Source organism: Candidatus Njordibacter sp. Uisw_039, assembly GCF_047730075.1.
Lineage (GTDB): Bacteria > Pseudomonadota > Gammaproteobacteria > Pseudomonadales > Balneatricaceae > Njordibacter.
Map to the genome: position 1 here is coordinate 2,816,263 of NZ_CP159831.1, position 25,738 is coordinate 2,842,000.

The following is a 25,738-nucleotide window of genomic DNA, read 5'->3' on the forward strand; positions in this document are numbered from 1 at the left end:
CATTAACCTTTGATAAACCGTTTAGCAGCGTAGCCTGTTAGGCCACCCAAAGTAATCCAGAACAGGCCATTAGCAATGGCCGTTGCATAGACAAACTGAGTTTGTAAGCCTTCTAAGGTTATAACAGCCTGCGCATCTGGGTGTAGAAAGCCATGTAGTTCTGGCTGTGGTGCACCCACGATCCAAGGCACAGCAATAAATACCATTGCCGCCACTTTAGCAATGCCTGGTAAAAACACCAGGCTGAAAATGGCTAAGCCCGTGGTCACAACAGCCAGAACCCACCATGATTGGCGGCCCTCAAGGGGGGCGGCTTCCATGCTTGGAATCTCCGGAGACAGGCCTAATGCTGGAACAACAAAGAACGTCAGGTAACCAGCTAAACCCCAAACAACACCCCTAAACCAAGAAATATTTAATTGCGCTTTGTCGCGCGCCATGAACATGCAAGCCAATAAAATTATAGTAAAACCAAAAGCTGATAAGAAATTAGATAGCACTGTAAAGCCGACACGCTCAAAACCATCCCCTGGGCTCCACGCTTGGTCGTTATGGGAGTGCGAATGGCCATCATTGGGGGCTGTAGAAACTTCAGGGCCCACAAATTCAAATACTTCAGCCGCATAAATAATAGGTGACACGTGCAAGGCTTGAACGGCACTCAAAACTAAACCTGCGACTAAGGCAACGCCTAGCGCCGTTATTACCATAGAACGAAACATAAAATTAACCTAAGAAAGGACGTTACCCCTTAGTGGCAAGGAAATGCAAAAGAGTGGCGGGCATCGTGTGCTGCGTTATGCACCACATCCATTGGTGCAAAACCAACACCCATCAATACAACCATGCCTAGAATTGCAGCAGCGGCCATTTGTAAGCTGGAGCTTGCTAGTGCCGGATTTGATGCGGCTATATCAGCCTTAGAGGTAGCTATAGAAGTTATCATGTGTTTCTCCACGTGCTCACCCGCACGATAAAAATTAGTGTTAGCGGGTATTAACCCATAATTCGTAGGTCGGTCTCCGGGCTCACAAGCGAGGCTTGTTTACCGTTGCGGGGGCAGCACAGCTCATATTTAGACTGTTTCCCGTTAAGGCTAAATTCGTGTAGCCACCTACGGGGCCTACTTTAAGCCAAAACGGTTAATTTTTGAAGCGTTAATGCGAGAGGTTTTATTCAACACGCGACCCATAGCGCAGAATTACACTCGAAAGTTAATATCGACTAATACTATCGACGGTCGATTTTTTCTAAAACTTAACACCAACTACTCGAAAATCCGTCTCTACCGATGGTATGATGTCGAACTTAATTGCACACCTATTGATAGCGAGAGAATCATGACTGCGTTTGGCACCCAATTTGTCCCTGAAATGGCCTTAGCCACCTTTGACGGCCAACAATGGAGCACTCCTAGTTTAGTGCCAAGCGATAGCATCTCATTACACCCTGCCGCTCACGTGCTGCATTATGCCAGCACTTGTTTTGAAGGGTTAAAGGCGTTTCGTCACCCCGATGGTAGCCATCATATTTTTCGCATGGACCAAAACATCGAACGCATGGCTCAGAGCAGCCGTTTGTTATCTCTGCCTGCAGTAGATACAAATATGCTTAAAACCATGATCCTTGATTTGGTGAGCCGTTACGCTGATGAAATCCCTGCACCTCCAGGTACCCTATATTTGCGCCCAACTCACATGGGTACTGAGGCTGCCATTGGCAAAGCAGCAGCACCTTCTAGTCAGTCTTTGCTTTACGTGTTGGCATCACCAGTAGGGGATTACTTTGCTGGTGGTGATGCTACATTAAGGGTACTGATAGACGAAGAGGGCATGCGTTGTGCGCCACACATGGGTATGGTCAAAAGTGGTGGCAACTACGCTAGCGCCCTACATTTTTTGAATAAAGCGCGTGCAGAACATCAAGCAGACCAAGTTTTATTCTCTCCACACGGCGATGTACAAGAGACGGCAGCCGCAAACTTCATCTTGATTGATGGCAACGAACTTATCACTAAAGCGTTAGATTCTACTTTCTTGCACGGTGTCACTCGGGCATCCGTATTGGTCTTAGCAGATGAGATGGGTTTAACTGTGAGCGAACGTGACCTGTCAGTAGCCGAGCTAATCGAACGCAGCGCTAACCCCAATGCAGAAGCCGCTCTTTCTGGAACAGCAGCCATTCTAACGCCCGTTGGTACCTTAATCCACCACGGCAAGGACTATACCATAGGCACTGGCAAGCCAGGTGCAACCACGGTTAAGCTACGTAAAGCACTGAATGACATTCAGTTTGGTGTAGCTGAAGATCGCTTTGGTTGGTTAACCCAAGTTTCATAAGTCTTCATGGGTTTTGTCCTTATTGTTAACCCAAAACTGTGCCAGTGCTGTTAGGATTTATTTCACGATTGCGTGAAAACACGCCCAAATTAATGGGCCGGCCTGAGTACTTAAGCTTAAACACCACAGGTTCTTGGTCATGATCCTGCCCCTGTTCACATGCAACAATTAATTGCGCCATCATCTCGCTGACGATAGGGGCATTTTTAAATTGATTGCCGCTGGTGCCAATGGCCATGTAATAACCTGGTACGCAGGATTTATCATAAATTGGAGCCCAGTCAGGGGTTACGTCATACAACTCAACCACCCCTTTAGCTTGGTTGGGAATGGGCAAAGTTTGGATGCGCTGAGCTAGACGTAGGGCCTGCACGCGCCATTGATCGGTAAAATCTTTATTGTAGTCATCAGGATCAACCCACTGCTGAGCATCACAGTCAGGATCTTCACTACCAATAAGTATATGGTTGCCTGTTTCTGGCCGACAATAGGCATGAATATCGCTGTCAGAGCACACGCAGCCTTGTTGTTCAAAATTAAAGCCCGCAGGTGAAGGCACATGCGCCACTTCGTGGCGTAAGGCGCGAGTGGTGATCTTCATATCTCGTTCAGCATCAACCATGGCATTTATTTTTGCCGAATGAGGCCCTGCTGCATTCACTACAACAGGCGCATCAATTTGATCTCCATTGACCAAAGTAACACCAACAATTCGGCCATCCTGCTGCCGTATAGCCGCCACTTTAGTGTTAAATTGAAAGCTTGAGCCTTGGGCTTCTGCCGCCCGTTGCAGGTTATGTGTAGCTAATTGTGGGTCACTGACGTAGCCACCATCGGGAAAAAAAACACCCCCACCAATTTTTTTGCCATTGGCTTCACCAAAGCCTTCGTCATCAGGGCGCTTAGCTGGAGTATAAGACTCTAAGTTAAAGATAGGCATACGGGCGATGTACTGGGCTTGATCCAGTTCTTGATAAGGGGCCCCGATGGTGTCTAAAATGGCCATAGTAGGGCGTAAATATTGATTGTTTTCGGTTTTTGCTACTAAGCAACCTACGGCATGGTACTTAATGTGGCCACGTTCATCCTCCGTCTGCAAAAACTCACTCCAATTACTCCAGTAACGGTGGCTTTCGTGAGCTATGGCACTAGTCTCAATGGTGGAGTAATAGGGCCTGATAATGGCGCAGGAGCCGCTAGTGCTGCCATAGCCTGCAGCCGGCAAGGCATCGATATTGAGTGTTTTTTTACCTTTCCGAGCTAGCCCCAAAGCGATAGCTGCACCAATAACACCAGAGCCAATAATAATGGCGTCATACTGTTTATTCATAGGTTTATTCATAAGTAATCCTCTTTAAACTCCAGGAGCCGCTCAATGTTTTAGGTTACAGCAGGCTTAATTCTGGCCAACATTGCGCCACCTTAGCGATAGCGCTAAAGTTAGACGCCATCAGCTGTCCGTCTCGCCACAAAGCCACACCATCAAGTTTTACGGTGGGGTCTTCCACCATGCCGCAGATTTCACCTGGTGGGTAATTACCACAGGTGTGAAAATGCAAATAGCGAGGACTTGTAAACATGGTATTAGCCCAACGATCTAAATCAACTTGGGGGTCTGACGGGTGCACTGTGGCTGGATGAAGCCCTAAATGCCAAGAGTCTACTCGCCAAGGTTCAATATTGAACTGGTTAGCTACTTGCCGATAGTGATCTTGCGCAGCAAGTATGTCTGCAGCATCGCCTTCGAATGAACTAATCAGCCCCTTGTCTATAACTGCAATAATACCCTGCGGCAAAGACAAACAAGTGGGCGAGTATGCTTTGGAACCGGTCGGAGCTAATCCATGGCGAAACGCAACCCGACCACTAAAGGTATGGGCAGATATGGGTTTACTAACTGCAGCTGGAAAGCGAACCACGGCGACATCTGTGGAGCTTTCACCTATAGATTTATGTGGCTTACCCTGCAACTGAGTACCAAAGGGACAAGTGATTTCAATCTTTTCTGCCCCATCAAAAGTCTTATTCACTACTGTTTTTAGCGCCACCATTGCCGCGTGAGGCACGGTGCCCAAGCCACTTTGTAACTGCTCCGCGGTGCGGGTGTAAGTCATCAATTTTCCTGGGCCTTGATGGTTAACCTCAAACCGATCTTGATCACCAATACGCGCCAAGAATATAATCCAATCCCAGCGCTGTTCTTTTAATATCTGTTCTAATTTTTGGTGTGGACTATTGGTTGGTTCGTCGACCTCTAACACTTCTACCACTGCACCAAGCTGATCAACCGCGAAGGCTCGCAGCGCCTTAGGCAGTTTGCTATCGTACCAACCATACTTTGGATTTTCCTGCACCAGCAACACCCGTTGTCCACGCTGCAGGTTAATTGCGCCTTGCAAAAGGTTGGTTAGACCTAGGTCTAAATTCGTTTTCATCGCCGCTCCGCCTGCACCGTCAAGAAAGTAAAAGTATCGGTTATAACTTCAGTGAAGCCATGGCTTAATTCTGCATCGACGCTTATGCTATCGCCTGGATTCAAGACAAAATCCCGCTGGCCGTATTGATAAATGGCCTGCCCTTGCAAGGCGTACACAAACACAACTCCATGGCTAACATACTGGGGAGGATGGGAGTCCTGCCGCACCAGAGTGACAGATCTCGCTTCAAATTGTAGTTCACTACGGGTATGCAGAGCTAAACTGACATACCGGTGACTATGGTCACCCACCAAGCGGGTAGATACTAAGCCTTCACCACTTTTAACATGGGTATAGTCAGAATGTTCCGTTGCGATTTCTCGAAACAAACTTACCAATGGCACATTTAGAGCCTGACTGAGCGCGTTCAAGGTGGCCATTGAAGCAGACGCGTGACCTCGTTCAAGGCGGCTAATCATAGCTGCAGATACACCCGACTTTTGTGACAGAGCCCGCGCGGTAAGATTATGAGACTTTCGAATATCCCGTAAGGCTGATCCTAGTGCGGCATCAAGGTTGTTGGAAGATTGTAATACACTCATGTCTTAATTCCGGTATGAAAAGGCTTTGTTAAAACGCCTATACAGGTAGTCACCACAAGTCATAGCAGCGAGATCACCCTTATAGTTGGCGCCAATAATGGACCTTGGATCTATCACCGTCTCTGGGTTGGGGTCATATGCCAATACTATGGACAATCGTTCATAGCCCGAACTGTTGATCACACGATGTGGGGTTGATTTGTAAGCGCCAGCGGTCCAATGACTGAGCAGATCACCCACATTAACCACCAGACTGCCTTCAATGGGCGTAGCCTCCAACCACTGGCCATTAACATCCTGCACCTGCAGACCACCAACTTGGTCTTGGCAGAGTAATGTTAAGGTTCCAAAGTCAGTATGCGGTCCCACCCCAAACTGGTTAGGATTGGTTTCTTCCTGATGGGGGTAATACACTAGCGAGGCGCGACTTAAGGGTTTTCCGGTAGTCTGTAAAAAAAAGTCTTCCTTAAGTCCAAGGCCTAGAGCAAAGCCACGCATAAGGTGATATGCAACCTGATGGGCCTGTTTTAAATAGGCATTACCTAAGGTTTCAAGCTGCGGTACAAAGTCAGGCCACATGTTACTACCTCGTAAGAAGTGGTCCTCTTGATGGCAAGCATCCTCAATGCCCCAGATATAACTTTCCTTAAAATCAGACAGTGCTTTATCATCCATTTTAGCCTGCCCAGAACCCAACCAGCCTCGGTGATTTTGAGACACACGCACAGATTGCTTTTGCTCCACCGGCGCGCGAAAAAACGTCAATCCAGATTGGTAAAGCTGTTTAATAAGGTGCGGATCTAAACCATGACCAGTAACATATAAAAACCCCAACTCTTGACTGGCTTGGTGTAGGCTCTTTGCCACCTCAATATCGGCTTCTCCAGTCATCAAAGAAGAGATATCAATCTGAGGTATTTGGTCGGCACTGACCCGCTTTACCTCACTCATAGTTAATCACTGCTCCCGCTATAGTAACCAACAATATCACCGTCTGTTGTGACTCCCAGGCCATTCAAACAACGGTTCACATAACTAAAATAACCTATAATTTGATTAGCCTCTAGAATTTCACCATCATCAAGTCCAGCATCTTGTAGGGCTTGCACGTCCGCTTGCACCATAGTTCCTGGTGTGAGTGTTAACTTTTGGGTGTAGCGCATTAACGCCAATTCAGCACCTTCAAATACTTGTTCTGGATCCTGCTGGCGAAGCGCTTTCTCCACGGCTAGAGCGCGCTTGGGACTGCCCATCAAATGACTGGCGTTAGCCCAGTGGTTAGCGTAAGAGTATGGGCATTGATTGAGCATAGACACATAAGAGCCAATGACCTCTTGCAACCACATGGGCAGTGTATTGGCGTCATCGTGCAAGGCAGCTCGATATAATTTTACATGGCCAAGCATGGTATTTGGCCGCAAGGAGTGGACCCTCATCACGTTGTCCACTGTACCGTGAGGAGTGCGTGCCAAACTCAGAGCGTCCATCAACTCTGGGCTGGCAACGTCATCATTGATCATTTGTATCCAAGCACTCATTAATTAAACCTCCCCTATCTTTCATCACTTTGCATGCGCGACTCTAACCAACGAAACACCCCAGACACCATTAAAATTAGCACTAGGTATTCCAGTACTAAAATGGTGTAAATTTCAAGTGGACGATATTCAGTTACCACTAATTCATTGGCCTTGCGGGTAAGTTCCTGCATACCAATAACTGATACCAAAGATGACATTTTCAGCATATACACAAACTGATTGCCAAGTGCCGGTAAAATCCGTTTGATGGCCTGTGGCAAAATTACAAAACGCATTCTGTCTACGTAGTTTAGCGATAAAGTGTGAGCAGCTTCATACTGACCTCGGCTGACTGACTGAATTCCAGCACGAAAGATCTCTGCCTGAAATGCACTATCAGACAGGGCTAAAGCAAGGACTCCAGCGCCAAATACACCAATGCTAATGCCCATTAACTGGGGCAAACCGTAGTACACCCACAAGATTAACACCAGAATAGGAACCGCTCGAACCACCTCAACATAAACTCGATTAAAACGGCGCCAACCCTTTGATGCAGACATCCCAGGTAATGCCACCGCCAGCCCAACAACCATAGAAATAGCAATAGCGGTAAATGACATGAGCACAGTCTGTTCTAATCCGCTCAGTAGAAACTTAAGGTTTGCAAGTCCCGATTTTTTAGTTGGGTCAACAACGTACCAGCCCCACTGATCACTACAAGACGATAGCAACGGAAGGCTTATAAGTAGCAATATTAGTCTCTTCATTTCAGGCCTTCTAATGATGTAATATTTTGGCTAAAAACTGCTGGCAACGGAGGCTCTCTGGGGCACTAAAGAACTTTTCAGGGGGCGACTGTTCCACAATTCTTCCACCCTCCATAAACACCATAGTATCAGCCACCCGCTTGGCAAACCCCATCTCATGAGTGACGCATATCATGGTAATGCCACTGTCGGCCAAACCCACCATCACCTCCAGCACCTCGTTAATCATTTCGGGATCCAGAGCCGAAGTGGGCTCATCAAACAAGATGATATCAGGCTCCATACATAAACTTCGTGCAATAGCTACCCGTTGCTGTTGGCCACCAGACAGTTGACGGGGTAACTTGTCCGCTTGTTCTGGAATCTGGACGCGCTCTAGGCAAGCACGGGCCCTTGCCTCGGCGTCGATACGGCTGAGTTTGCTCACCCGCATCGGGCCAAGCGTAAGATTTTGCATCACTGTGAGGTGAGGGAATAAATTAAACTGCTGGAATACCATGCCAATGCGCGCATCACGGCTGCCATTGGCCTCCACTGGCGCTACGAACACATCTCCAGCGTGAATATCTTCCAAGCCATTGATACAGCGAATTAAGGTGGACTTGCCAGAACCAGAGGGCCCACAGATGACCATCTTTTCGCCTTCATGGACTTGCAAAGACACCGAATCCAAAGCTTTAAATTCACCGAACACTTTGTCGACACCTTGCATGTTAATGACAACACGAGGGTGAGCTGAAGCCATATTGTTTACTCCTTTTGAATAACTAAAATGATGTTAGCACCAGATTTATTTCTGTGCAATAAGTTAATTCTCTTGCAATTTCTTATCACTCCTGCAATTATCTTTAAGCAAGATAAATAAAATTATAATGGGAGAAGTGTCATGATGAATATGAAAAAGTGGGCTCTAGCAGCGGCTCTGGTCGTTGCAGCCACACCAGCTATGGCTGGATCAGCACTACAAGAAATTCTGAGTGAAGGTGTATTAAAAGTCGGTACTACAGGAGACTGGAACCCAATGACCATGAAGGATCCAGAAACCAATTCCTACAAAGGGTATGACATTGACGTGATGACTGAGCTTGCAAAAGATCTCGGCGTTGACGTAGAATTTGTTGCTACCGATTGGAAAACCCTAGTGAGCGGTGTCACCTCCGGAAAATACCATATGACCGGCTCAGCTTCTATTTCGGCAAAACGCGCCAAAGCAGCTGGCTATTCCATTAGCTACTTTTCTTTGGGAACAGTACCACTCACTTTAACCAAAAATGCCGACCGCTTTCGCGACTGGGCAGACCTAGATAAAGCAGATGTTACTGTTGCTGCCACCTTGGGCACCACTCAAGAAAGCCAAGTGAAGCAATTCTTCCCTAATGCGAAGCACCAGATCGTTGAGGCTCCTGCCCGCGACTTCCAAGAAGTACTGTCTATGAGAGCTGATGCCCACATCACGTCTAACGTGGAAGCTGAAAAGTTGGTGGAAAAATACCCACAGCTTATGATCGTCCCCGTGGCTAAGCCCAAGGCTCCTACACCAATTGCTATGCTGCTACCGCAAGCAGATCAGGTGTGGATTAACTACGTTAATAACTGGATTCTCCTTAAGCAAGAGCGTGGTTTTTTTGACAAAATTGGTGCTAAGTGGAAACTTGCTCTATAACAAAAGTTTCCCAGGAGGCGCTGGGGGTCACCCCAGCCTTCCTGTGCCACACCTCTGCGTGTACAGTGTGCCAGTTAGCTTGTATTGCGCTAAGCTAAGATTGTTAATGCGCTTTAAAAAATTGACATGGGATGAGCTGCCTCCACCAGGGGGTTATGGCTCAAAAGCCTACGGGGCTTTAGTTCCAGCTGGCAACCTGCCTGCCCTGCAAGTGGGGGAGCAAATTATTGCCGACTCAGAGGCAATTGCCGAATACCTTGAAGAAAGGGTGCCACTACCGCCAGCCATGCCTACAGATATTATGGAACGGGCACAAGTGCGTGCATTAGGGCGCTTTCACGACACACGGCTAGAACCCTGTGTGCGCGCATTATTTTCAGATATTGGTCAACCACACCCTCACGCTAAAGCTCTAGAGCAACTGCAACAACGTCTGCAACAGTTGCCCCGGGCATTAGCATTACGTCCCAACATCCAGTTCTGCCTCGCTGACTGTGGCCTAATCGTAAGTCTTGAATGGATCACTATGATGTATAGAAGCTGGGGCTTACCCCACCGTTTCATAGGTCTAACCGCTGACTATCAGCAAGACATGGAACAACTTCCCTGGGTAGCGGCAGAACTAGATACGTACAGGCCTTTATTGACACAATGGATACAAACCAAAAGCCCTTAGCCCTGAGCCAACTCACTTGGCCAGAGGTTGAAACCTATATTGCTACCGGCAAACCGCTGTTATTGCCCCTTGGCTCATTCGAACAACATGGCCCAATGGGCCTTATGGGCACTGATTACCTATGTGCCGAGACCGTCGCAATGGCTGCTGCAGGAATAGCTGGGTGGTTAGTAGCGCCCCCATTGGTTTATACACCAGCACCCTTCAATATGGCCTTTGCTGGAACCGTTTCAGTGTCGGTACCGACATTTACCCTACTGTTAGAAGAAGTATGTAGCTCTTTTATTAGCCACGGTTTTAATCAAATTTACTTACTCAATGGCCATGGTGCCAACCTTGAACCCGCACGCCAAGTCATAAAGAACCTCGCCCCCCACGCTATCAAGTTACGCAGTTGGTGGGACTTTGATGAGGTACAAGATCTGCGTCAAAAAGCTTTTGGCACATGGGAAGGGATGCATGCAACACCTGCAGAAATCTCCATTACCCAAGTCAACCAACGTAGATTAGACCCAGATTTAGCGAGAGAACCTCCTATGCCCCTAAGTGAGGCTTACATTAAAGCCCACAGTGGTGATCGCCACGGAGACCCCGTTAGTCACCAGCGCACCTTCCCCGATGGTCGCGTAGGCTCTCATTCGGCCTTAGCGAGCCCACACATCGGCACTCAGCTAATAGCAATTGCAGCACAAGCCATTGTAGATGAGCTCAGTGACTTAATGAACGCTAACCCTGCATACGTCGAGACTGGGGATCAAACAAGGGTTCGCTAAAAAGCCTCGCTGAACGCATTTCACCTAAGATTTCGATCTCAAATGCTGCGCCTTCAGTAATCATATCCGTAGGTACAAAACCCAGTGCTACAGATTGCTTACAAAAATGAGCATAGCCTCCAGAAGTCACAAAACCCACTACGTTACCGTCTTTCCATATAGGTTCGTCGGCCACCACATCCGCATCTATTGCATCTACCATAAAGCTCACTAACTTCCTCTTTGGAGGCTGTGCCAGTTCGGCAAGAGCAGCAGCCTTGCCAATGTAATCAGCATCTTTGTGGTAATCCATAAAGCGATCCATACCTGTTTCCATAGGGGTGTAGTCAGGTTTGTATTCCCGCATCCAAGACCCAAAAGACTTTTCTAAGCGCAGACTCATCATAGCGCGCATACCAAAGGGTTTAAGATCAAATGCCACACCCACATTGGCTAAGGTATGGTACAAGCTTACTTGTTGTTCTGCAGGTACATAGATTTCGTAGCCCAAATCTCCTGTATAACTTACCCGCTGGACTATGGCATCACACTGGCCCACCTCCATTTTGCGTACCGACAAAAATGGCATAGCGCTGTGGGAAACATCAAATCGAGTGCAAAGGGCTAATAAATCACGTGCCTTTGGCCCTGCAATTTGAAAGCCAATACGGCTCATAGAAATATTCTTAAGCACTACGTCTGGCACAGGTAAATATTGCTCAAACCAGCGCATGTGCAGGTCTTGGGCACCAAAGGACGCAGTGAGTTGGTACTCATGTTCAGTAATATAAGAAATCGTGAAGTCGCCCATGAGCTTACCTGATGGGCTTAGCATAGGGCTTAAAGTGATACGCCCAAGTTGAGGTAGTTTGCCTGCCATAACACCATCTAACCAAGCCCGAGCACCTTTACCGGTGACTAGGTATTTACCAAAATTATGCACCTCGTTAATGCCCACAGAGGTGCGCACAGCGTGGCATTCCTTACCAATGGCACTAAAGGCGTTAGACCGTCTAAAACTGGGAGTTTCTAACAATGGCTCTCCTTCAGGTGCAAAATAATTCACATGCTCCATGCCATAGCCTTGCCCAAATACCGCTCGTTGTTGCTGCCAGATGCTATAGACCGGTGTCGTATTTAGTGGGCGGCCAGCAGGTAGTTCTTCGTTAGGATAAGAAATACTAAACCGTTTCTGATAGTTTTCACGCACCTTATTACGGGTATAGGCCTTGGTGCAATAATTGCCATAGCGCGCTACATCCATAGCAAACACATCTCGTGATGTCTCGCCATGTACCATCCACTCGGCCAAGCTCAAGCCCACACCTCCGCCCTGACTAAAGCCCGCCATCACAGCACAGCAGGACCAATAGTTTTGTAATCCAGGCACAGGGCCAACCAGTGGATTACCATCTGGTGCAAAGGTAAACGGCCCGTTGACGATGGACTTAATGCCCGCCGTTTCTAAACAGGGGAAGCGTTTAAAGGCAAACTCAAGAGAGTCACCAATGCGATCGAGTTTGTTATCTAAAAGCTCATGGCCAAAGTCCCAACGGGTGCCATCTAAGGCCCATGGGTCACAGTCTTGCTCATAAATACCAATCACTAGGCCTTTACCTTCTTGGCGCAAATAACTTTCCCCTGATGGGTCCATTATGTGGGGGAGCTCTTCATCACGGGTAAATACTTGAGGCAGGTCATCAGTGATCAGATACTGATGTTCCATGGGGTGGAGAGGCAAGAACACCCCTACCATTTCACCCAACTCACGAGCCCATAGACCACCCGCATTAACCACATGCTCAGCATGGATCATGCCGTTTTTAGTGGTCACATCCCAGCTCCCATCAGGGCGTTGTGTAAGGTCGGATACTGGATTTCTTAAATAGATTTCTGCGCCTTGTATTTGTGCCGCTTTAGCATAGGCATGGGTGGTACCAGAAGGATCTAGGTGGCCATCAAGTGGATCATATAAGCCACCTAAAATACCTTCTGTATTGACGATGGGGCTTAGTTTTTTGATCTCTTCTGGGGTAATGATTTGTGTATCTAACCCCATGTGCCGGTGCATGGCCCTTGCCGCTTTAATAAAATCCATACGTTCTGGGCTATCAGCCAGGGTAATGCCACCCACATGATGCAAACCACAGGTTAAACCACTAATGGCCTCAAGCTCTTTGTAGAGTTTAATTGTATACCCTTGTAATGCTGCCATATTGGGGTCAGCATTAAGTGTATGAAAACCACCAGCAGCATGCCACGTAGAACCAGAGGTTAGCTCTGAACGTTCTATAAGGCACACGTCTGCCCATCCCAACTTGGTTAGGTGATAAAGCACTGAGCAACCAACTACGCCACCACCAATAACTGCTACTTGAACATGGGCCTTCATATTTTTTTCCTTTTATTTTGATCCTGGTGCCGCTCCACCTTCATGGGTACGCCGCTCTACAAAGTCCGTCAGTTCATCGTCTATGGCAACCTCTAACTTGGGTTCCTCATAATCTTGGAGCATCTGTTTCCAAATTTTGTTAGCACGTTGCGTCGCATCCATTGCACCCATATCACGCCAATTTTCAAAATTGGACCAGTTTGATAAAAACGGTGAATAAAACGCGTCTTCATAACGAGACATGGTATGGGGTGAGGCAAAAAAGTGGCTGCCAGGCCCCACTTCTGCAATAGCATCTACTGCTAACGAGTCTGCACTGGTATCCATAGGCTGCAAAAAAGCTTGCTGCATTTGAATCATTTCAGCATCTAGAATAACCTTTTCATAAGAGGTGCATAACCCACCTTCAATCCAACCCAAGCCATGGAGAACATAATTAACTTGGCCCAACATACACGCCCATAAAGACATTTGGGACTCATAAGTGGCTTGTGCATCAGGTGCATTAGAAGCGTTGGCATTGGAAGCACGCAGGGGAATGCCATACTTACGCGCCAATTGGCCGGACACAATGGTGGCTTGGCTGTATTCAGGTGTGCCAAAAGCAGGCGAACCAGATTTCATATCCACATTGGAGGTAAAACTGCCATACATGGCCGGTGCGCCAGGGTTAACACACTGGTGAAAGGCAAGGCCTGCTAGGCATTCTGCGTTTTGCTGCACCAAGGCGCCCGCCATGGTGATTGGCGCCATGGCGCCCGCCAGCGTAAATGGGGTATAGATGACAGGCTGATTGTTTTCGGCCATAACAATGGCGCCTTCCAATAACGCCCCATCATAAATGAGTGGAGAGTTTGAATTCACTACCGTATGAATGGAAGGCTGCGTAAGTAGAGTAGCGTGGTCAATGCCACGACCAATGCGTGCGATATCAATCACATCCTGCATTCGTTGTCGGCCTAAGGCATAACCGCCTACAGGTTTAGTGGTCAACCGCGCCATGGCTGCAGCTGCCACGATGTGGCGAGTGTTCACATTAACGTCACAGGGTTCAACCGGAAACCCTGCCTGTAATTGAACACTGTTCAGGCTTTCGCCTAAACGCAATAAATTGCAGAAATCATCATAATTACCCGTAATTCGACCTCTGTCTAAATCGGAGACGTTGGGTGTGCTGGCCACCATGGCATAGGCAATTGAATTGCCTCCCATGAGGATATGCCGATCTGGACGGCGGCCATGTAAGACAAACTCGCTTGGGGTGGTGGCAATGGTTTGCATGACCCAATCCGGATCAAACCTAACTCGCTGTCCGTCGCCGTCCACCATAGCACCCGAGCGACGTAAAATATCCACTGCTTGGGGCGACTGAAAATCCATACCTGTGTCGCATAGAAGTTTTAATGATGCCTGATGAATATCCTCTAACTGACTGTCATTTATCAGCTGCATGGGTGCATATGGGTTGCGCATTTGCCGTGAGGGCGCTTGACGAGCACCGCCACTAGGGCGTGTTGATTTGTTGCGATTAGCGCGAGAACGTCTCATTTACACACCCATAGGCTTGCCATAAAAAGCCATCATAGGGTATTGTCTAACTTATGAATAATTAATATTTTTATCACTACCTATGAAATTATTTTATACATGCTACGTTTACAACTAAGCCACTATCGGGTTGTGCAGGCTGTGCGTATTCATGGCACCGTATCAGCTGCAGCCCAAGCTTTGGGGTTAACTCAACCCGCATTAAGCCACCAGATAGCCGAGGCAGAGCGGCGCTTAAGCACTAAATTATTTGCCCGCGTAGGTAGACGTTTAAGGTTAACTTCTGCTGGGGATCTGCTCGCCACCAGCGCTGACACTATCCTCATGGAGGCAGGTTTAGCTGAATCTACCCTCATGGGTAAAGCCGGTGCTGCGCCAGGAGAAGTCATTCGCATTGGCACTTTTGCCTACAACAGCTATCGCTGGTTGCCATTATTTTTAAAACAACTGCAGCACCAATGGCCTAATTTGTATTTTGAATTCATCACTGATACCAGCAAGGTGCCTATGCGGAGCCTATTAGATGGCGATGTGGATATCGCTATTAGTGCAGGTAGCCTTGCTTCTAGCCGTGCCCACGTATACCCACTTTTTGATGACGAATTACTGGCTATATGTGCACTTGACTACCCCACACCGCACTGTGGTTATATGCTTGCAGCAGACTTTTTAGATGACCCATTCATTACTTATTCAACCATTTATGAAACTGGGTTTGAGGAAGAGCTGTTGTGGCGTCCAGCGGGCCGAAGGCCACTTAATTATTTACGAGCAGGAAATACCGAAGCGGTAATCGAGATGGTTAAAGCTGGCTTTGGCCGTTCTATTTTGAGCCGCTGGGCAGTGCAGCCCTCCTTAGACAACCGTGAGCTATTAGCTCTGCCTGTCACTGATCAAGGCATACCCGTACATTGGAGCGCACTGGTGCGGAAAAGCCATCAGCATGCCGAGTTGCTTAGTGCTGTGTCTGAACAGTTACAAAGCTGGTGCCAGATCAGTTTTGACGGTTCAGGCAATAACTAGGCTATTACTAGAAGGGCAGGCTTTATTTATTTAATTGCTTTTCAATGCTAACAGACAAAGCCACCTTACCTTCAGCACTGTAGCCCTGACTGCGGCTTTCAATATGAGGTAGCTCATAAAGGTAGTTAACCATCATTCCTTCAGCTTGTTTCAGCCCATTCTCAGAAGTGTCAGCCATCCAATTCAACCGCTCAATCTGAGCACCATTGCTAAGATGGAAATGTGCTACAGGGTCACGAGCAAAGTTTTGATTGCGCTTTTGTTTTTGTTCACCAAGGTAGTGGGCGGCCAATTTCTGAAGGTGTTCCGGCGACCTCAATGTTAGTCCCTCATCCAATAAGGCGGATTCCTGCACAGCATCGATGCCGTCTAACCAGTGGCAGAACCCTGGAATGGGAGAAAGGGTTGCAAACTGTGCAAGCTGAGGGAACTCTTGCTGCAGTTGCTTAACCACACGCTTAATTAGAAAATTACCAAAACTGATCCCCGAGAGGCCCTCTTGGGCGTTGGAAATAGAATAAAATATGGCCGTGTCGGCCTGGCCAATATCTTCCAGTGGCGCAGCCTCGTCAAGCAATTCTTGAACATTGTTGGCCATACCTTTAACCAGAGCAACTTCAACAAATATCAACGGTTCTTTTGGCATATTAGGGTGGAAGAAGGCAAAGCAACGGCGATCTGAATCGAGTCGGTTTTTCAGGTCATTCCAACTCTGTATTGCATGCACTGCCTCATAAGCAATCAATTTCTCTAGCAATTCAGCACTGGAGCGCCAGTTGATCTCCTCCATTTGCAGTAATCCAATATCAAACCAAGCACTCAAAAGTCGTTTCAAATCTGCTTCTAAGGGCGCAAGCTTGGGGTGCTCTTTGCGTAACCGCAGCAATTCAGCACGCATGTCCACAAGAAACTTAATGCCTTGAGGAAGCTCATTAAACTGCGTCAGCAGTTTCATTCTTGGTGGTTCTAGGGCACTGCGAAGCTCCACTTCTAGATGAACACGCTGGCCTGAATCTGCCGCTAACCAAGACTCTATGACCTGAGTTAACTGCACTTCATCAACAGAGTAGTTATCAGCCATCAGGGTCAAAAAGCGAACCCGCCCTGTGTCATTAAGGTCTAAGAAACGTCTACCTAGTTCAGCCGCTCGTGTCCTTGCAGCCACCTCCCCACCATTATCTTTAAGGCAGGCATCCATCCAAGTTAACAATACCTTTTCATCGGCGTTATTCAACTGAGGGTCAAGAGATAGCTTTTCCAATAAATCATGCTGCTGAGGCACATCACGCCAAAACGGCACCCACCGCCGGATTGTCTTTTGGAATAATTGGTTGGCCATCTGCTGCATGTTAATCCCTCTCCAAAGGTGAGCCGACTTAAATCTTCCGGGCCATTGGCACAATGAGTGTTTTTGCTTTTGCGCAGTCACTCTACCACCATTGAGTGCTTTTCATCACAGCTTGACTTGTGGGTCGAGAATAAGCCGTAATATTGTTTTGTTTTAAACTCAATAGCGGATAAGGCCACCCACCAAAGACAGTTTAAATACCTAAAGCAGCAATCACTTGTTGTAAATTTTTAAGTTCTAAACTTGGTGATTTAGACAGCGGTTCTGGGGGTTGTGAAAAACGGTTAATCCAGGCCACATGAAACCCAAAATTAACTGCGCCCGCAACATCCCAAGCATTACTAGAATGAAACAACACTTGGTCTTTAGTCACGCCAAAACCATCTAGAACTAACTGATACACCCGAGGGTCGGGTTTGTATATGGCTAAGTCATCAACAGAAATCACCTGATCGATTAAGTCCGTTAATCCAGCATGTTCTACCGCGCCCCATAACATATCTGGCGAGCCATTAGATAGAATCGCCGTAGCAATGCCAGCCCCACGGAGCTGCTTGAGGGTAGCAATGACCTCGGCATAGCTCGATAGCTGGTTATAGGCTAGTAACAACCGTTGCTCCAGAGTAGCATCAGTCATTGAATGGGCTTGCAACGCATAATGTAGTGCTTCAGCGGTGACTTGCGCAAAGTCCACATAGCGCCCCATGAGGCTGCGCAACCAGGTATATTCAAGTTGTTTTTGACGCCACAACATGGAGATAGATTGCGCCTGGGATCCCAATGAGTGAGCATGTTGTTCTACGGCTGAGTGCACATCAAACAAGGTTCCGTAGGCATCAAACACACATAAAGTGACCTCTTTGAACTCAGATTTCATAGCAGCATTTCCTTAACAGAAGCGTAAAGCAGATAGTAATTAACAGCTTACTCTAATCTGTACCAATTAGCTGATACAAGATACAGGCTGTTGAGTAGTTGCTCACTTGAAACGCTAGATTGAAAAAATGCATTTGTCTTCACCATACAAAGCGACTATTGTTAGCCTTCTTCTATGTAAACACCAGCACGGCCATGGCCATACCTACTGGCCCACTTACCTGCCACAAACCGCGTAACACCGCTATAGGACATCCCCTCTCATGAGTGAAAATAATTACGAAAAAGGTCGGCTCAATTTACCTTTCGTTGGCTTTTGCACCTTTGCAAAAAGCCCCATTGCCGAAGACTGGGACAACATTAAAGCAGATGTAGCCTTCATGGGGGCACCTTACGATTGTGGCACCCAATGGCGCTCTGGCGCGCGCATGGGGCCTCGTTCTATACGAGAAGCCTCAACACTATTTTCATTTGGCCACGGCGGTGCATACTCCTACGAAGACGACACTATGTATTTACAAGGTGTGAACATCGTCGACATGGGTGACGCTGATATGATTCACACCAACACCGAACAGAGCCACGCCAATATTGAGTACGCAGTCCGAAAGGCTTTGGCTGCTGGGGTTTTACCCGTGGTAGCTGGTGGCGATCACTCTATTAATGCCCCCTGCATCCAAGCCTTTGATGATCAAGGTCCTATCCATATTATTCAAATTGACGCCCACCTAGATTTTGTAGATGAACGCCACGGTGTGCGATTCGGCCACGGTAACCCTATTCGTCGGGCCTCTGAAAAAGGCTATGTCACGGGTATGACTCAATTAGGCATACGCAACGTTTCTTCATCCAATCGTGCCGACCATAAACAAGCAGAAAGCGTAGGCTCTACCATTTTGTCTGTGCGAGATGTGCGAAGGCTTGGGCCAGAGGGTGTACTAGCCCTGATTCCCGATGGTGTGAATTACTATATTACTATTGATATAGACGGCTTCGATCCGTCCATCGCGCCAGGTACTGGCACGCCAAGCCATGGTGGTTTTACCTATTATGAGGTGATGGAAGTATTGCAAGGCGTGGCTAACAAAGGTGATGTAGTAGGTATAGACCTTTGTGAAGTAGCACCAGATTATGATTTATCCAGCACCACCAGCATTTTAGCTGCCCAGGTTTTACTCAATTTAATAGGCTATGTATTCCACGGCCGTGCAGCACGTGAAAACCAGAATTAGTCATCCTTGAGTAGCCATAGCATCTGCGTTGGCTGCCATATATCCACCGACTACATCCATAGACTCAGCTTGTATAACAACGACTAGCTGAGCTGTTGGGGTTTCAGGATCATCATCGTGATATACAAATGTGCACACGCAATTGTGTCTGGGGTACCCAGTTGTTTGGGTTAAATGGTTGTTTATATTAGTCGATAATACTCATACTTGAGATCTAATTCGGTTTCAGTACTATTCAGTTACTTTAATAAATTCAGATTATGTGGCTATTACGTTTCATAAATTCTATCTCCAAATGAACAGCCTGTTTGAATAGTGAAGAGCCCGCATATAAGCACCCAAAATGTCCTCCATCCACCTCGTGAAATTCTTTTGGAGCACGAATCGCATCAAATACAGATTTCTGCACCTCTGGATTACAATGTATCATCTCGTCATTAGACCCTACCAACATCATAGTTGGGACCTTAATAAAAGGAGCAGTTATTTGTGGTGCAAAAGGAACTGGTGTTTTCACAGTGACCCTGCTAATCAAATTTTGCCAGTTACTACCAAAACGACCTCCATGCGTTATGAACCATAAAAATGCCTGGATGGGCTGCAAGAGAGAAGGCGTATTTAATTGATCAGCTGAAACAACAGGAAGTGGCCCGATCACTTCTTTTTCGAAATTACTCAGATCATCAGCTTCGAAAATAGTCTTCAATTTGTTGAAATCAGCCTCTAATGTCGTAGATTGGAGGTGTGTTATGCCTGTTGCAGGAATGTGTGAAACGATGCCTGTAAGTCCCTCAATGAATGCACCAACGACAAGCACCAACATAGCGGCATAGCTATCACCCCAAAGAAAAATCTGACCATTATGATGCTCTGTCAAATTTTGGGTATAAAGAAATGCATCGCGAAAACCCTTTGCTTGAATCCAAGGGTTAATAACTTGTCGTTCTACGCCATCACTATCTCCAAGACCTGCATGATCATAAACAATGACGTTTAACCCAGCTCCTTGAAACTCGACAGCGTAGTCTTCTAACGCCATTGAAATCGTTGCCGATGTGCCATGAGCCATAATTACACAAGGCGCTGATGCACCCTTGTGCGCAGCATACAATCGACCACGCAATATATTCGGGCCAGAGGTAAATTGTATGTTGGCATATTCTGAAAACATATTTATTCTCAATCTTGAGCTATTGGCTTGGCATGGATCCTAACAACTAAAGGTTATTACTTCTAGACAATAGTATGCTCTGACACAAAAGAGCCTACCAACATGCACGTCCATTATGGATTTTTGGGGGGAGTGGGTTTTATTTTCGATCTGTAGCTCACCATTATCCGTTGGCATAAATCGCTTTGTATGCGATTCTATAGCTATAAAGGTTGCTAGTGTTGCAGCAAATTTTCATGCTTAGCTAAGCTTCAAAAGGGGCAATGCCACTTAAGCCACAGCACCTTAGACTTATTACAACATTAGACATGCCTATGGTTGGCGGCTACACTAAGTTGGTAAATAGGGGAATGCCATGACCAGATACGCTTTCTTTAAAGATGACCGTAAGGCTACCTATTTGAATTCAAAAGGTGCAGATCTTCCTCTTATTTCACCTATACGAGCAGATGTATTAGATTGTGCACGCTCATATAGGCTTGGACGATTACGCGACCAAATGCAATCGGCTGATGTTGACGCCTTGCTTCTGTATGACCCAATTAATATTCGCTATGCATTCGACAGCTCTAACATGCAAGTGTGGACCGCACATAATGCAATACGCTATGCGCTGATTTTAAACGGTGGCCCAGCGATTCTATTCGAGTTTAAGGGGTGTGCACATTTAGCAAATGGCCTGCCCGGGGTAGATGAAGTGCGTACGGCAATTTCGTACATCTATATGTCCCACGGGGACAAGGCTGAAATATTTCTAAGGGATTGGGCCGTTGAGATCACTGATTTGTTGCATCAATATGGCACTCAAAAACCACGCCTTGCAGCAGACACATTGGAACTTAATGCAGTTCATCAACTAACTAAACTTGGGGTAAGCGTTGTTAACGGAACTGAGATTACCGAACTGTCTAGAGCGATTAAGTCTCCAGACGAAATTGAATTGATGCGCTGGACCATTCGGGTATGTGAGGCTGGATTGGCTCGGGTCTATGAGCACTCAGTTCCTGGTGTTACTGAGCGCGAACTCTGGGCTCACCTTCATTTTGAAAATGCACGCTCTGGAGGTGATTGGCTAGAAACTAAGCTCCTAACATCCGGACCTAACACTAACCCTTGGTATAGCGAATGTTCAGATAGAGAAGTTAAGAGGGGAGAAATGATCAGCCTAGATACTGATATGATTGGTCCATATGGGTATTGCGCTGACTTATCCCGCAGTTGGGTTTGTGGATACGAACCGATGAATGATACACAAAAACGATTATATTTAACCGCTTTGACACAAATTGAACATAACGTGGCTCTGATTAAACCAGGCGTAAGCTTTTTGGAGTTTAATGAAAAAAGTTGGCGCATCCCAGCTAAGCATGTTGAGTATCGTTATTCTTTAGCTGCTCATGGAGTGGGCATGGCTGATGAATGGCCAGTTGTGCCACTGCATATTGACTGGAGTGAGCGCGTCACTTCGGGAACTTTTGAACCCGGCATGGTGCTGTGTGTAGAAAGTTTGATAGCTGAAAAAGGCACAGAGTCAATTAAATTAGAAACACAGGTTCTTGTCACTGCAGCAGGTGCTGAACGTCTTGATAGCTTCCCTTGGGAGAGTATTTAACTGTTAAACCCGCTATCAAATAGTGAAATAATTACCTCCAAACTAATAGGAAAGTATTTTTTGACTATTTTAAATCTTTACAACAAACATGGTAAGTTCGTTCGAACCTTACAGGCCGCATAGGAAATAAACGTGCCGTTTCTCGGGCACACCATTTCCTTTTATAAGCTATTTTTTATAAATACTGTTTTATATGTTCTATAAAACAAAACGGTCAAATAAACCGTCATTTATATTTAATTTTCCTCTTGGTACCCAATCCATTTCCCACTAGAACTAGGTCTTTTTAATAGATCGTTTAGGGTTCTTACGTGGTTGCTCACTTTGGCCTCTATTAGCCAATCTAATCGCCTGTAAGAACAAGTCAACTTTTGTAAAATTAATGTAATTCCAAAGCTAAGCCGTTAAAAAAGGGCTAAATTATTTAGCCTAGATTCTTAAAATATGAAGATCTAGATTTGCTTTAAAAGTAGTGCTATGTCTGTTTACTTAATAAAAAGCAGGCGGGCACTAATAAAAACAGTATTAAATTAGAGGTTAAAAATGACTTATAACTTAACGGCCGCCGATCCGGTTGGCATGTCTTTTTGGTTAATTTCCATGGCGCTTGTTGCGGCTACAGCTTTTTTCTTCATAGAGCGCGATCGTGTTGCAGGAAAGTGGAAGACATCTTTGACAGTATCAGGCTTGGTTACGTTGATTGCTGCAGTTCACTACTTCTACATGCGTGATGTATGGGTAGCTACGGGAACATCTCCAACAGAATTACGATATATTGACTGGCTTCTGACCGTGCCATTGTTAATGGTTGAATTCTACTTGGTTCTTTCTGCAGTAACTAAAGTGCCGGTTCGTGTATTCTGGAGATTGCTACTCGGTTCTATTGTTATGTTGGGCTTCGGCTTTGCTGGCGAGGCAGACATGATGAATGTCACTTTAGCCTTTATCCTCGGACTGGCCGGTTGGGCATTCATCGTTTGGGAGATCTTCAAAGGTGAAGCTAGCCAGATTAATGCTGGGCTTTCAAATGCCAACGTTCAGAAGGCTTACAAGTGGATGCTTATCTGTGTAACTATCGGTTGGTCTATCTACCCAATTGGTTACTTCTTTGGTTACATGGCCGGCGGTGCTGATGCAGCAACACTCAACATAGTTTATAACCTAGCCGACTTTATAAACAAGATCGCATTTGGTGTGATTATCTGGGCTGCTGCAGTAGCAGATTCAGAATCTAAAGCATAATTTGATCTGATTGAAGTTTAGAAGAGCCAGCTGTGCTGGCTGGCTCTTCATTTTTAGCATACTAAAAATAATCAGCACTTTATAAGGGTACGATTAATGTCCCCAACAAAAATTACCAATAGTTTGAATTTGCTAACAGAGCTAAACGCTCTGTACAAGCGTGAAATGCCGCACCCACAAAGTAGCTTGACTGCAGCAGCCAAGTATCACTTTAAGAACCCAGGCAAATTTTTTAGAGCTCACCTGGCACTAACCAGTGGCCTATCCCTAGGCCTAAACACATTAGATAATTTACATTGGGCAGCTGCTTGCGAGCTACTGCACAACGCGTCCCTTATTCATGATGACATCAGTGATGCCAGTACCCATAGACGTGGCCAAGAAAGTATCCATCAACATTTTGGGCCCGATATGGCGCTCTGCCTAGGTGACTGGATGATTGCTAAGGCCTTCGAGCTTGGTGCCAAGAACAGACAATATAGTAGCCTTCAAGTGGCCTTATTAGCTCAGTCGATGCAAAAAACCTGCAGCGGCCAAATATCTGATATCACCCAACGCCAGTGCGCTAAGTTAAGCGAGTGGCAGCATATTGCAAAAGGCAAGACAGCACCACTATTGATTGCTCCCATCAAAGGGGCGGCTATTGCCGCTGGCCTAGGCACAGATATTATTGGTCTGGAGCATCTTATAGGCCTCTGCGCCCTAGCCTACCAGGGCCGCAATGATATTGACGATATAATTCCATCAAGCCATCGTTCGAGCGATCTTGACGGCCGCAAACCTAATCTAGTGATTGGTCTGTTTGCCAAGCAAGGAACACATCGGGAAGAGTTTGTCCGCTGGTATCAATCAGAAGATACCGAACAACTGGCCCATTGGCAGCGCTGCATCGCCTCCAGTGATGTAATTCTTGAGGCCAATCAGTTGGTAGATTACTGGCTATTGCAAGCCGAACAGTCAGTGAGCTTATTGCCTATTCAATTACATGCTGTAACCCAGGGCCTAGTGGCTGCTGTAAAACAGAAAACAGAAATAAAACGCCAAGGGCAAATCGCTTGACATCAAAAACGTTTGGAGCCGGTAAAACGGTAGTGGTTATTGGGGCAGGCTTCGCTGGTATAGCAACAGCATTAAGACTCAAAGCAATAGGCTACGACGTTACATTAATGGAACGCTTGGGCAGCCTTGGTGGGCGAGCACAGGTATTTGAACGCGGTGGCTACCGTCATGATGCAGGCCCTACGGTTATTACTGCCCCATTCCTGTTCGATGAGCTTTTCGAACTTTTCGATGAGAAACTCACTGACCATTTGGATTTTGTACCATTAGATCCCTTTTATCGGTTTCACTTTGCTGATGGTAGCCAATTTGATTACCGAGCCAGCATTGAAGACACGTTAACCGAGATTCGGCGGTTTAATCCGGATGATGCAAATGGTTATTTAAGGCTGCTGGAGAAGTCTAGAAAAGTCTATAATGTGGGCTTTAGGCAATTAGTGCACAGGCCTTTTACCCGCATCTGGGACATGATCAAGCAAGTGCCAGCCCTGCTGATGCTTAAATGCTATAAAACTGTTTCACAAATGGTTAACAGCCATCTTAAGCACCCACTTATTCGCCAAGCATTTTCAATCCACCCCCTGTTGGTAGGAGGTAATCCCTTTAAGACAACTGCTATCTACACATTGATACACTATCTTGAACGTCGTTGGGGTGTATTTTTCTGTATGGGTGGAACTGGCAAGCTAGTGGAAGAACTGACTTCACTTATGGAACGCCATGGCATAACTATCCAACTCAATGCTGATATTGATGAGATTATGCTTGAAAATAATCGTGCGACAGGTGTTCGTCTCAATAATAACCAAGTAACAAATGCTGATATTGTTGTGTTTGGTGGTGACCCCGAAACCTGCTATCAACATCTTTTACCTAAGAAAAAGCTACGCCTGCCAAGTATAAAGAAACATTATAGTATGGGCCTCTATGTGCTTTATTTTGGCACCAAAAAGCTGTACCCCAATGTTGCTCATCACAGCATTTGGATGGGACCAAGATTTAAACAACTGTTGGCAGAAATTTTTGATGCCAAGCACATGAGTGAAGATTTTTCCCTCTATGTGCATCGCCCTACAGCTACTGATAAAAGCTTTGCACCCCAAGGTTGTGAATCCTTTTATGTGCTCTGTCCAGTGCCAAACCTGCAGGGTAATGTAAACTGGGCAACCGAAGGTGAGGCGCTTCGTGACCGCATTGTCACTGCTTTAGAGGAGACCATACTGCCAGACCTATCTTCTGTGATCGAAGAGGTGTTTTGGATGACTCCAGAAGACTTTGCTAAAGACTACCGTTCCATGCATGGCGCTGGTTTTTCTATCGAACCACGGCTTACTCAGTCGGCTTGGTTTCGATTTCATAATCGTGATAAGGCAGTGGCGAACCTCTACTTTGTTGGCGCTGGCACACACCCTGGTGCTGGATTACCGGGAGTTGTTAGCTCTGCTAAGGTGGTTGAAGAGCTCCTTACAGGTGTTGAGGTTGGTTCGGGTGGCTAA

The 25,738-nt window shown here is 46.5% G+C and carries 25 protein-coding genes and 1 riboswitch; of the genes, 10 read left to right on the forward strand and 15 right to left on the reverse strand.

Annotated features, from left to right (window positions below):
- Nucleotides 1–2 precede the first annotated feature (2 nt).
- Both ABXT70_RS13470 and ABXT70_RS13475 read right to left on the reverse strand, forming a co-directional pair.
- Nucleotides 3–722 (reverse strand): CbtA family protein, encoded by a 720-nt coding sequence (locus ABXT70_RS13470; protein ID WP_443640975.1) that lies wholly within the window; start codon nt 720–722, stop codon nt 3–5.
- Nucleotides 723–751: 29 nt separating this feature from the next.
- Nucleotides 752–946, reverse strand: a complete 195-nt coding sequence (locus ABXT70_RS13475; protein WP_443640976.1) for a CbtB domain-containing protein — start codon at nt 944–946, stop codon at nt 752–754.
- Between the two features lie 50 nt (nt 947–996).
- A riboswitch (cobalamin riboswitch) is annotated at nt 997–1,133 on the reverse strand.
- A gap of 207 nt (nt 1,134–1,340) precedes the next feature.
- Here ABXT70_RS13475 and ABXT70_RS13480 point away from each other — a divergent pair.
- Nucleotides 1,341–2,339, forward strand: a complete 999-nt coding sequence (locus ABXT70_RS13480; protein WP_443640977.1) for a branched-chain amino acid aminotransferase — start codon at nt 1,341–1,343, stop codon at nt 2,337–2,339.
- A 25-nt stretch (nt 2,340–2,364) separates the two neighbouring features.
- Here ABXT70_RS13480 and ABXT70_RS13485 read toward each other — a convergent pair whose 3' ends face one another.
- From ABXT70_RS13485 to ABXT70_RS13515, 7 genes are read right to left on the reverse strand one after another with little or no spacing between them, the layout of a single operon-like run.
- Nucleotides 2,365–3,681 (reverse strand): NAD(P)/FAD-dependent oxidoreductase, encoded by a 1,317-nt coding sequence (locus tag ABXT70_RS13485; RefSeq protein ID WP_443640978.1) that lies wholly within the window; start codon nt 3,679–3,681, stop codon nt 2,365–2,367.
- Between the two features lie 43 nt (nt 3,682–3,724).
- Nucleotides 3,725–4,774: a hypothetical protein gene (locus ABXT70_RS13490; protein WP_443640979.1), complete on the reverse strand. Its 1,050-nt coding sequence runs from the start codon at nt 4,772–4,774 to the stop codon at nt 3,725–3,727.
- Complete coding sequence (locus ABXT70_RS13495; protein WP_443640980.1) at nt 4,771–5,358, reverse strand: helix-turn-helix domain-containing protein; 588 nt, start codon at nt 5,356–5,358, stop codon at nt 4,771–4,773. The genes ABXT70_RS13490 and ABXT70_RS13495 overlap by 4 nt, the downstream gene beginning before the upstream one ends.
- Nucleotides 5,359–5,361: 3 nt before the next feature.
- Nucleotides 5,362–6,309 carry an isopenicillin N synthase family dioxygenase gene (locus tag ABXT70_RS13500; RefSeq protein ID WP_443640981.1) on the reverse strand — a complete coding sequence of 316 codons (948 nt, stop codon included), beginning with the start codon at nt 6,307–6,309 and terminating at the stop codon, nt 5,362–5,364.
- Nucleotides 6,310–6,311: 2 nt separating this feature from the next.
- Entirely contained in the window at nt 6,312–6,896 is a 585-nt protein-coding gene (locus ABXT70_RS13505) for a peroxidase-related enzyme (protein ID WP_443640982.1), read from the reverse strand.
- A 14-nt stretch (nt 6,897–6,910) separates the two neighbouring features.
- A complete protein-coding gene (locus ABXT70_RS13510; RefSeq protein WP_443640983.1) occupies nt 6,911–7,648 on the reverse strand; it encodes an amino acid ABC transporter permease in 738 nt (245 codons plus the stop codon).
- 10 nt (nt 7,649–7,658) lie between these two features.
- Entirely contained in the window at nt 7,659–8,393 is a 735-nt protein-coding gene (locus ABXT70_RS13515; protein WP_443640984.1) for an amino acid ABC transporter ATP-binding protein, read from the reverse strand.
- 141 nt (nt 8,394–8,534) lie between these two features.
- On the opposite strand from ABXT70_RS13515, the gene ABXT70_RS13520 reads away from it, so the two are divergent.
- The 3 genes from ABXT70_RS13520 to ABXT70_RS13530 all read left to right on the forward strand — a co-directional run bounded on the left by ABXT70_RS13520 (nt 8,535) and on the right by ABXT70_RS13530 (nt 10,760).
- Nucleotides 8,535–9,311, forward strand: a complete 777-nt coding sequence (locus ABXT70_RS13520) for a transporter substrate-binding domain-containing protein (RefSeq protein ID WP_443640985.1) — start codon at nt 8,535–8,537, stop codon at nt 9,309–9,311.
- A 67-nt stretch (nt 9,312–9,378) separates the two neighbouring features.
- Nucleotides 9,379–9,987, forward strand: coding sequence for a glutathione S-transferase family protein (locus ABXT70_RS13525; RefSeq protein ID WP_443642526.1), 609 nt, complete (start codon nt 9,379–9,381; stop codon nt 9,985–9,987).
- Entirely contained in the window at nt 9,963–10,760 is a 798-nt protein-coding gene (locus tag ABXT70_RS13530) for a creatininase family protein (RefSeq protein ID WP_443640986.1), read from the forward strand. Before ABXT70_RS13525 ends, ABXT70_RS13530 begins: the two co-directional genes overlap by 25 nt.
- Here ABXT70_RS13530 and ABXT70_RS13535 read toward each other — a convergent pair.
- The gene (locus ABXT70_RS13535) at nt 10,714–13,131 is read right to left on the reverse strand and encodes a GcvT family protein (RefSeq protein WP_443640987.1); all 2,418 of its coding nucleotides are present in this window, start codon (nt 13,129–13,131) and stop codon (nt 10,714–10,716) included. The genes ABXT70_RS13530 and ABXT70_RS13535 overlap by 47 nt on opposite strands.
- 12 nt (nt 13,132–13,143) lie before the next feature.
- Nucleotides 13,144–14,679, reverse strand: a complete 1,536-nt coding sequence (locus ABXT70_RS13540; protein WP_443640988.1) for a trimethylamine methyltransferase family protein — start codon at nt 14,677–14,679, stop codon at nt 13,144–13,146.
- 99 nt (nt 14,680–14,778) lie between these two features.
- Here ABXT70_RS13540 and ABXT70_RS13545 point away from each other — a divergent pair, with 99 nt between their 5' ends.
- Nucleotides 14,779–15,702: a LysR family transcriptional regulator gene (locus ABXT70_RS13545; RefSeq protein ID WP_443640989.1), complete on the forward strand. Its 924-nt coding sequence runs from the start codon at nt 14,779–14,781 to the stop codon at nt 15,700–15,702.
- A gap of 22 nt (nt 15,703–15,724) precedes the next feature.
- Here ABXT70_RS13545 and ABXT70_RS13550 read toward each other — a convergent pair whose 3' ends face one another.
- A complete protein-coding gene (locus ABXT70_RS13550) occupies nt 15,725–17,050 on the reverse strand; it encodes a malonyl-CoA decarboxylase (protein WP_443640990.1) in 1,326 nt (441 codons plus the stop codon).
- A gap of 193 nt (nt 17,051–17,243) precedes the next feature.
- A complete protein-coding gene (locus tag ABXT70_RS13555; RefSeq protein WP_443640991.1) occupies nt 17,244–17,927 on the reverse strand; it encodes a haloacid dehalogenase type II in 684 nt (227 codons plus the stop codon).
- 262 nt (nt 17,928–18,189) lie between these two features.
- Between ABXT70_RS13555 and ABXT70_RS13560 the strand changes: the two genes are divergently transcribed.
- Nucleotides 18,190–19,158: an agmatinase gene (locus ABXT70_RS13560; protein ID WP_443640992.1), complete on the forward strand. Its 969-nt coding sequence runs from the start codon at nt 18,190–18,192 to the stop codon at nt 19,156–19,158.
- Here the strand turns inward: ABXT70_RS13560 and ABXT70_RS13565 are convergent, their stop codons facing one another.
- Both ABXT70_RS13565 and ABXT70_RS13570 read right to left on the reverse strand, forming a co-directional pair.
- Nucleotides 19,159–19,296 (reverse strand): hypothetical protein, encoded by a 138-nt coding sequence (locus ABXT70_RS13565; RefSeq protein WP_443640993.1) that lies wholly within the window; start codon nt 19,294–19,296, stop codon nt 19,159–19,161.
- Nucleotides 19,297–19,411: 115 nt separating this feature from the next.
- Nucleotides 19,412–20,329: an alpha/beta hydrolase gene (locus ABXT70_RS13570; protein ID WP_443640994.1), complete on the reverse strand. Its 918-nt coding sequence runs from the start codon at nt 20,327–20,329 to the stop codon at nt 19,412–19,414.
- A gap of 355 nt (nt 20,330–20,684) precedes the next feature.
- Here ABXT70_RS13570 and ABXT70_RS13575 point away from each other — a divergent pair, with 355 nt between their 5' ends.
- The 4 genes from ABXT70_RS13575 (at nt 20,685) to crtI (ending at nt 25,738) form a co-directional block, all read left to right on the forward strand.
- Nucleotides 20,685–21,941 carry a M24 family metallopeptidase gene (locus ABXT70_RS13575; RefSeq protein ID WP_443640995.1) on the forward strand — a complete coding sequence of 419 codons (1,257 nt, stop codon included), beginning with the start codon at nt 20,685–20,687 and terminating at the stop codon, nt 21,939–21,941.
- A gap of 543 nt (nt 21,942–22,484) precedes the next feature.
- Nucleotides 22,485–23,183 (forward strand): bacteriorhodopsin-like, encoded by a 699-nt coding sequence (locus tag ABXT70_RS13580; RefSeq protein ID WP_443640997.1) that lies wholly within the window; start codon nt 22,485–22,487, stop codon nt 23,181–23,183.
- A 96-nt stretch (nt 23,184–23,279) separates the two neighbouring features.
- Nucleotides 23,280–24,242 carry a polyprenyl synthetase family protein gene (locus ABXT70_RS13585; protein ID WP_443640998.1) on the forward strand — a complete coding sequence of 321 codons (963 nt, stop codon included), beginning with the start codon at nt 23,280–23,282 and terminating at the stop codon, nt 24,240–24,242.
- On the forward strand, nt 24,239–25,738 hold the full coding sequence (crtI, locus tag ABXT70_RS13590; protein WP_443640999.1) for a phytoene desaturase family protein: 1,500 nt from the start codon (nt 24,239–24,241) through the stop codon (nt 25,736–25,738). Before ABXT70_RS13585 ends, crtI begins: the two co-directional genes overlap by 4 nt.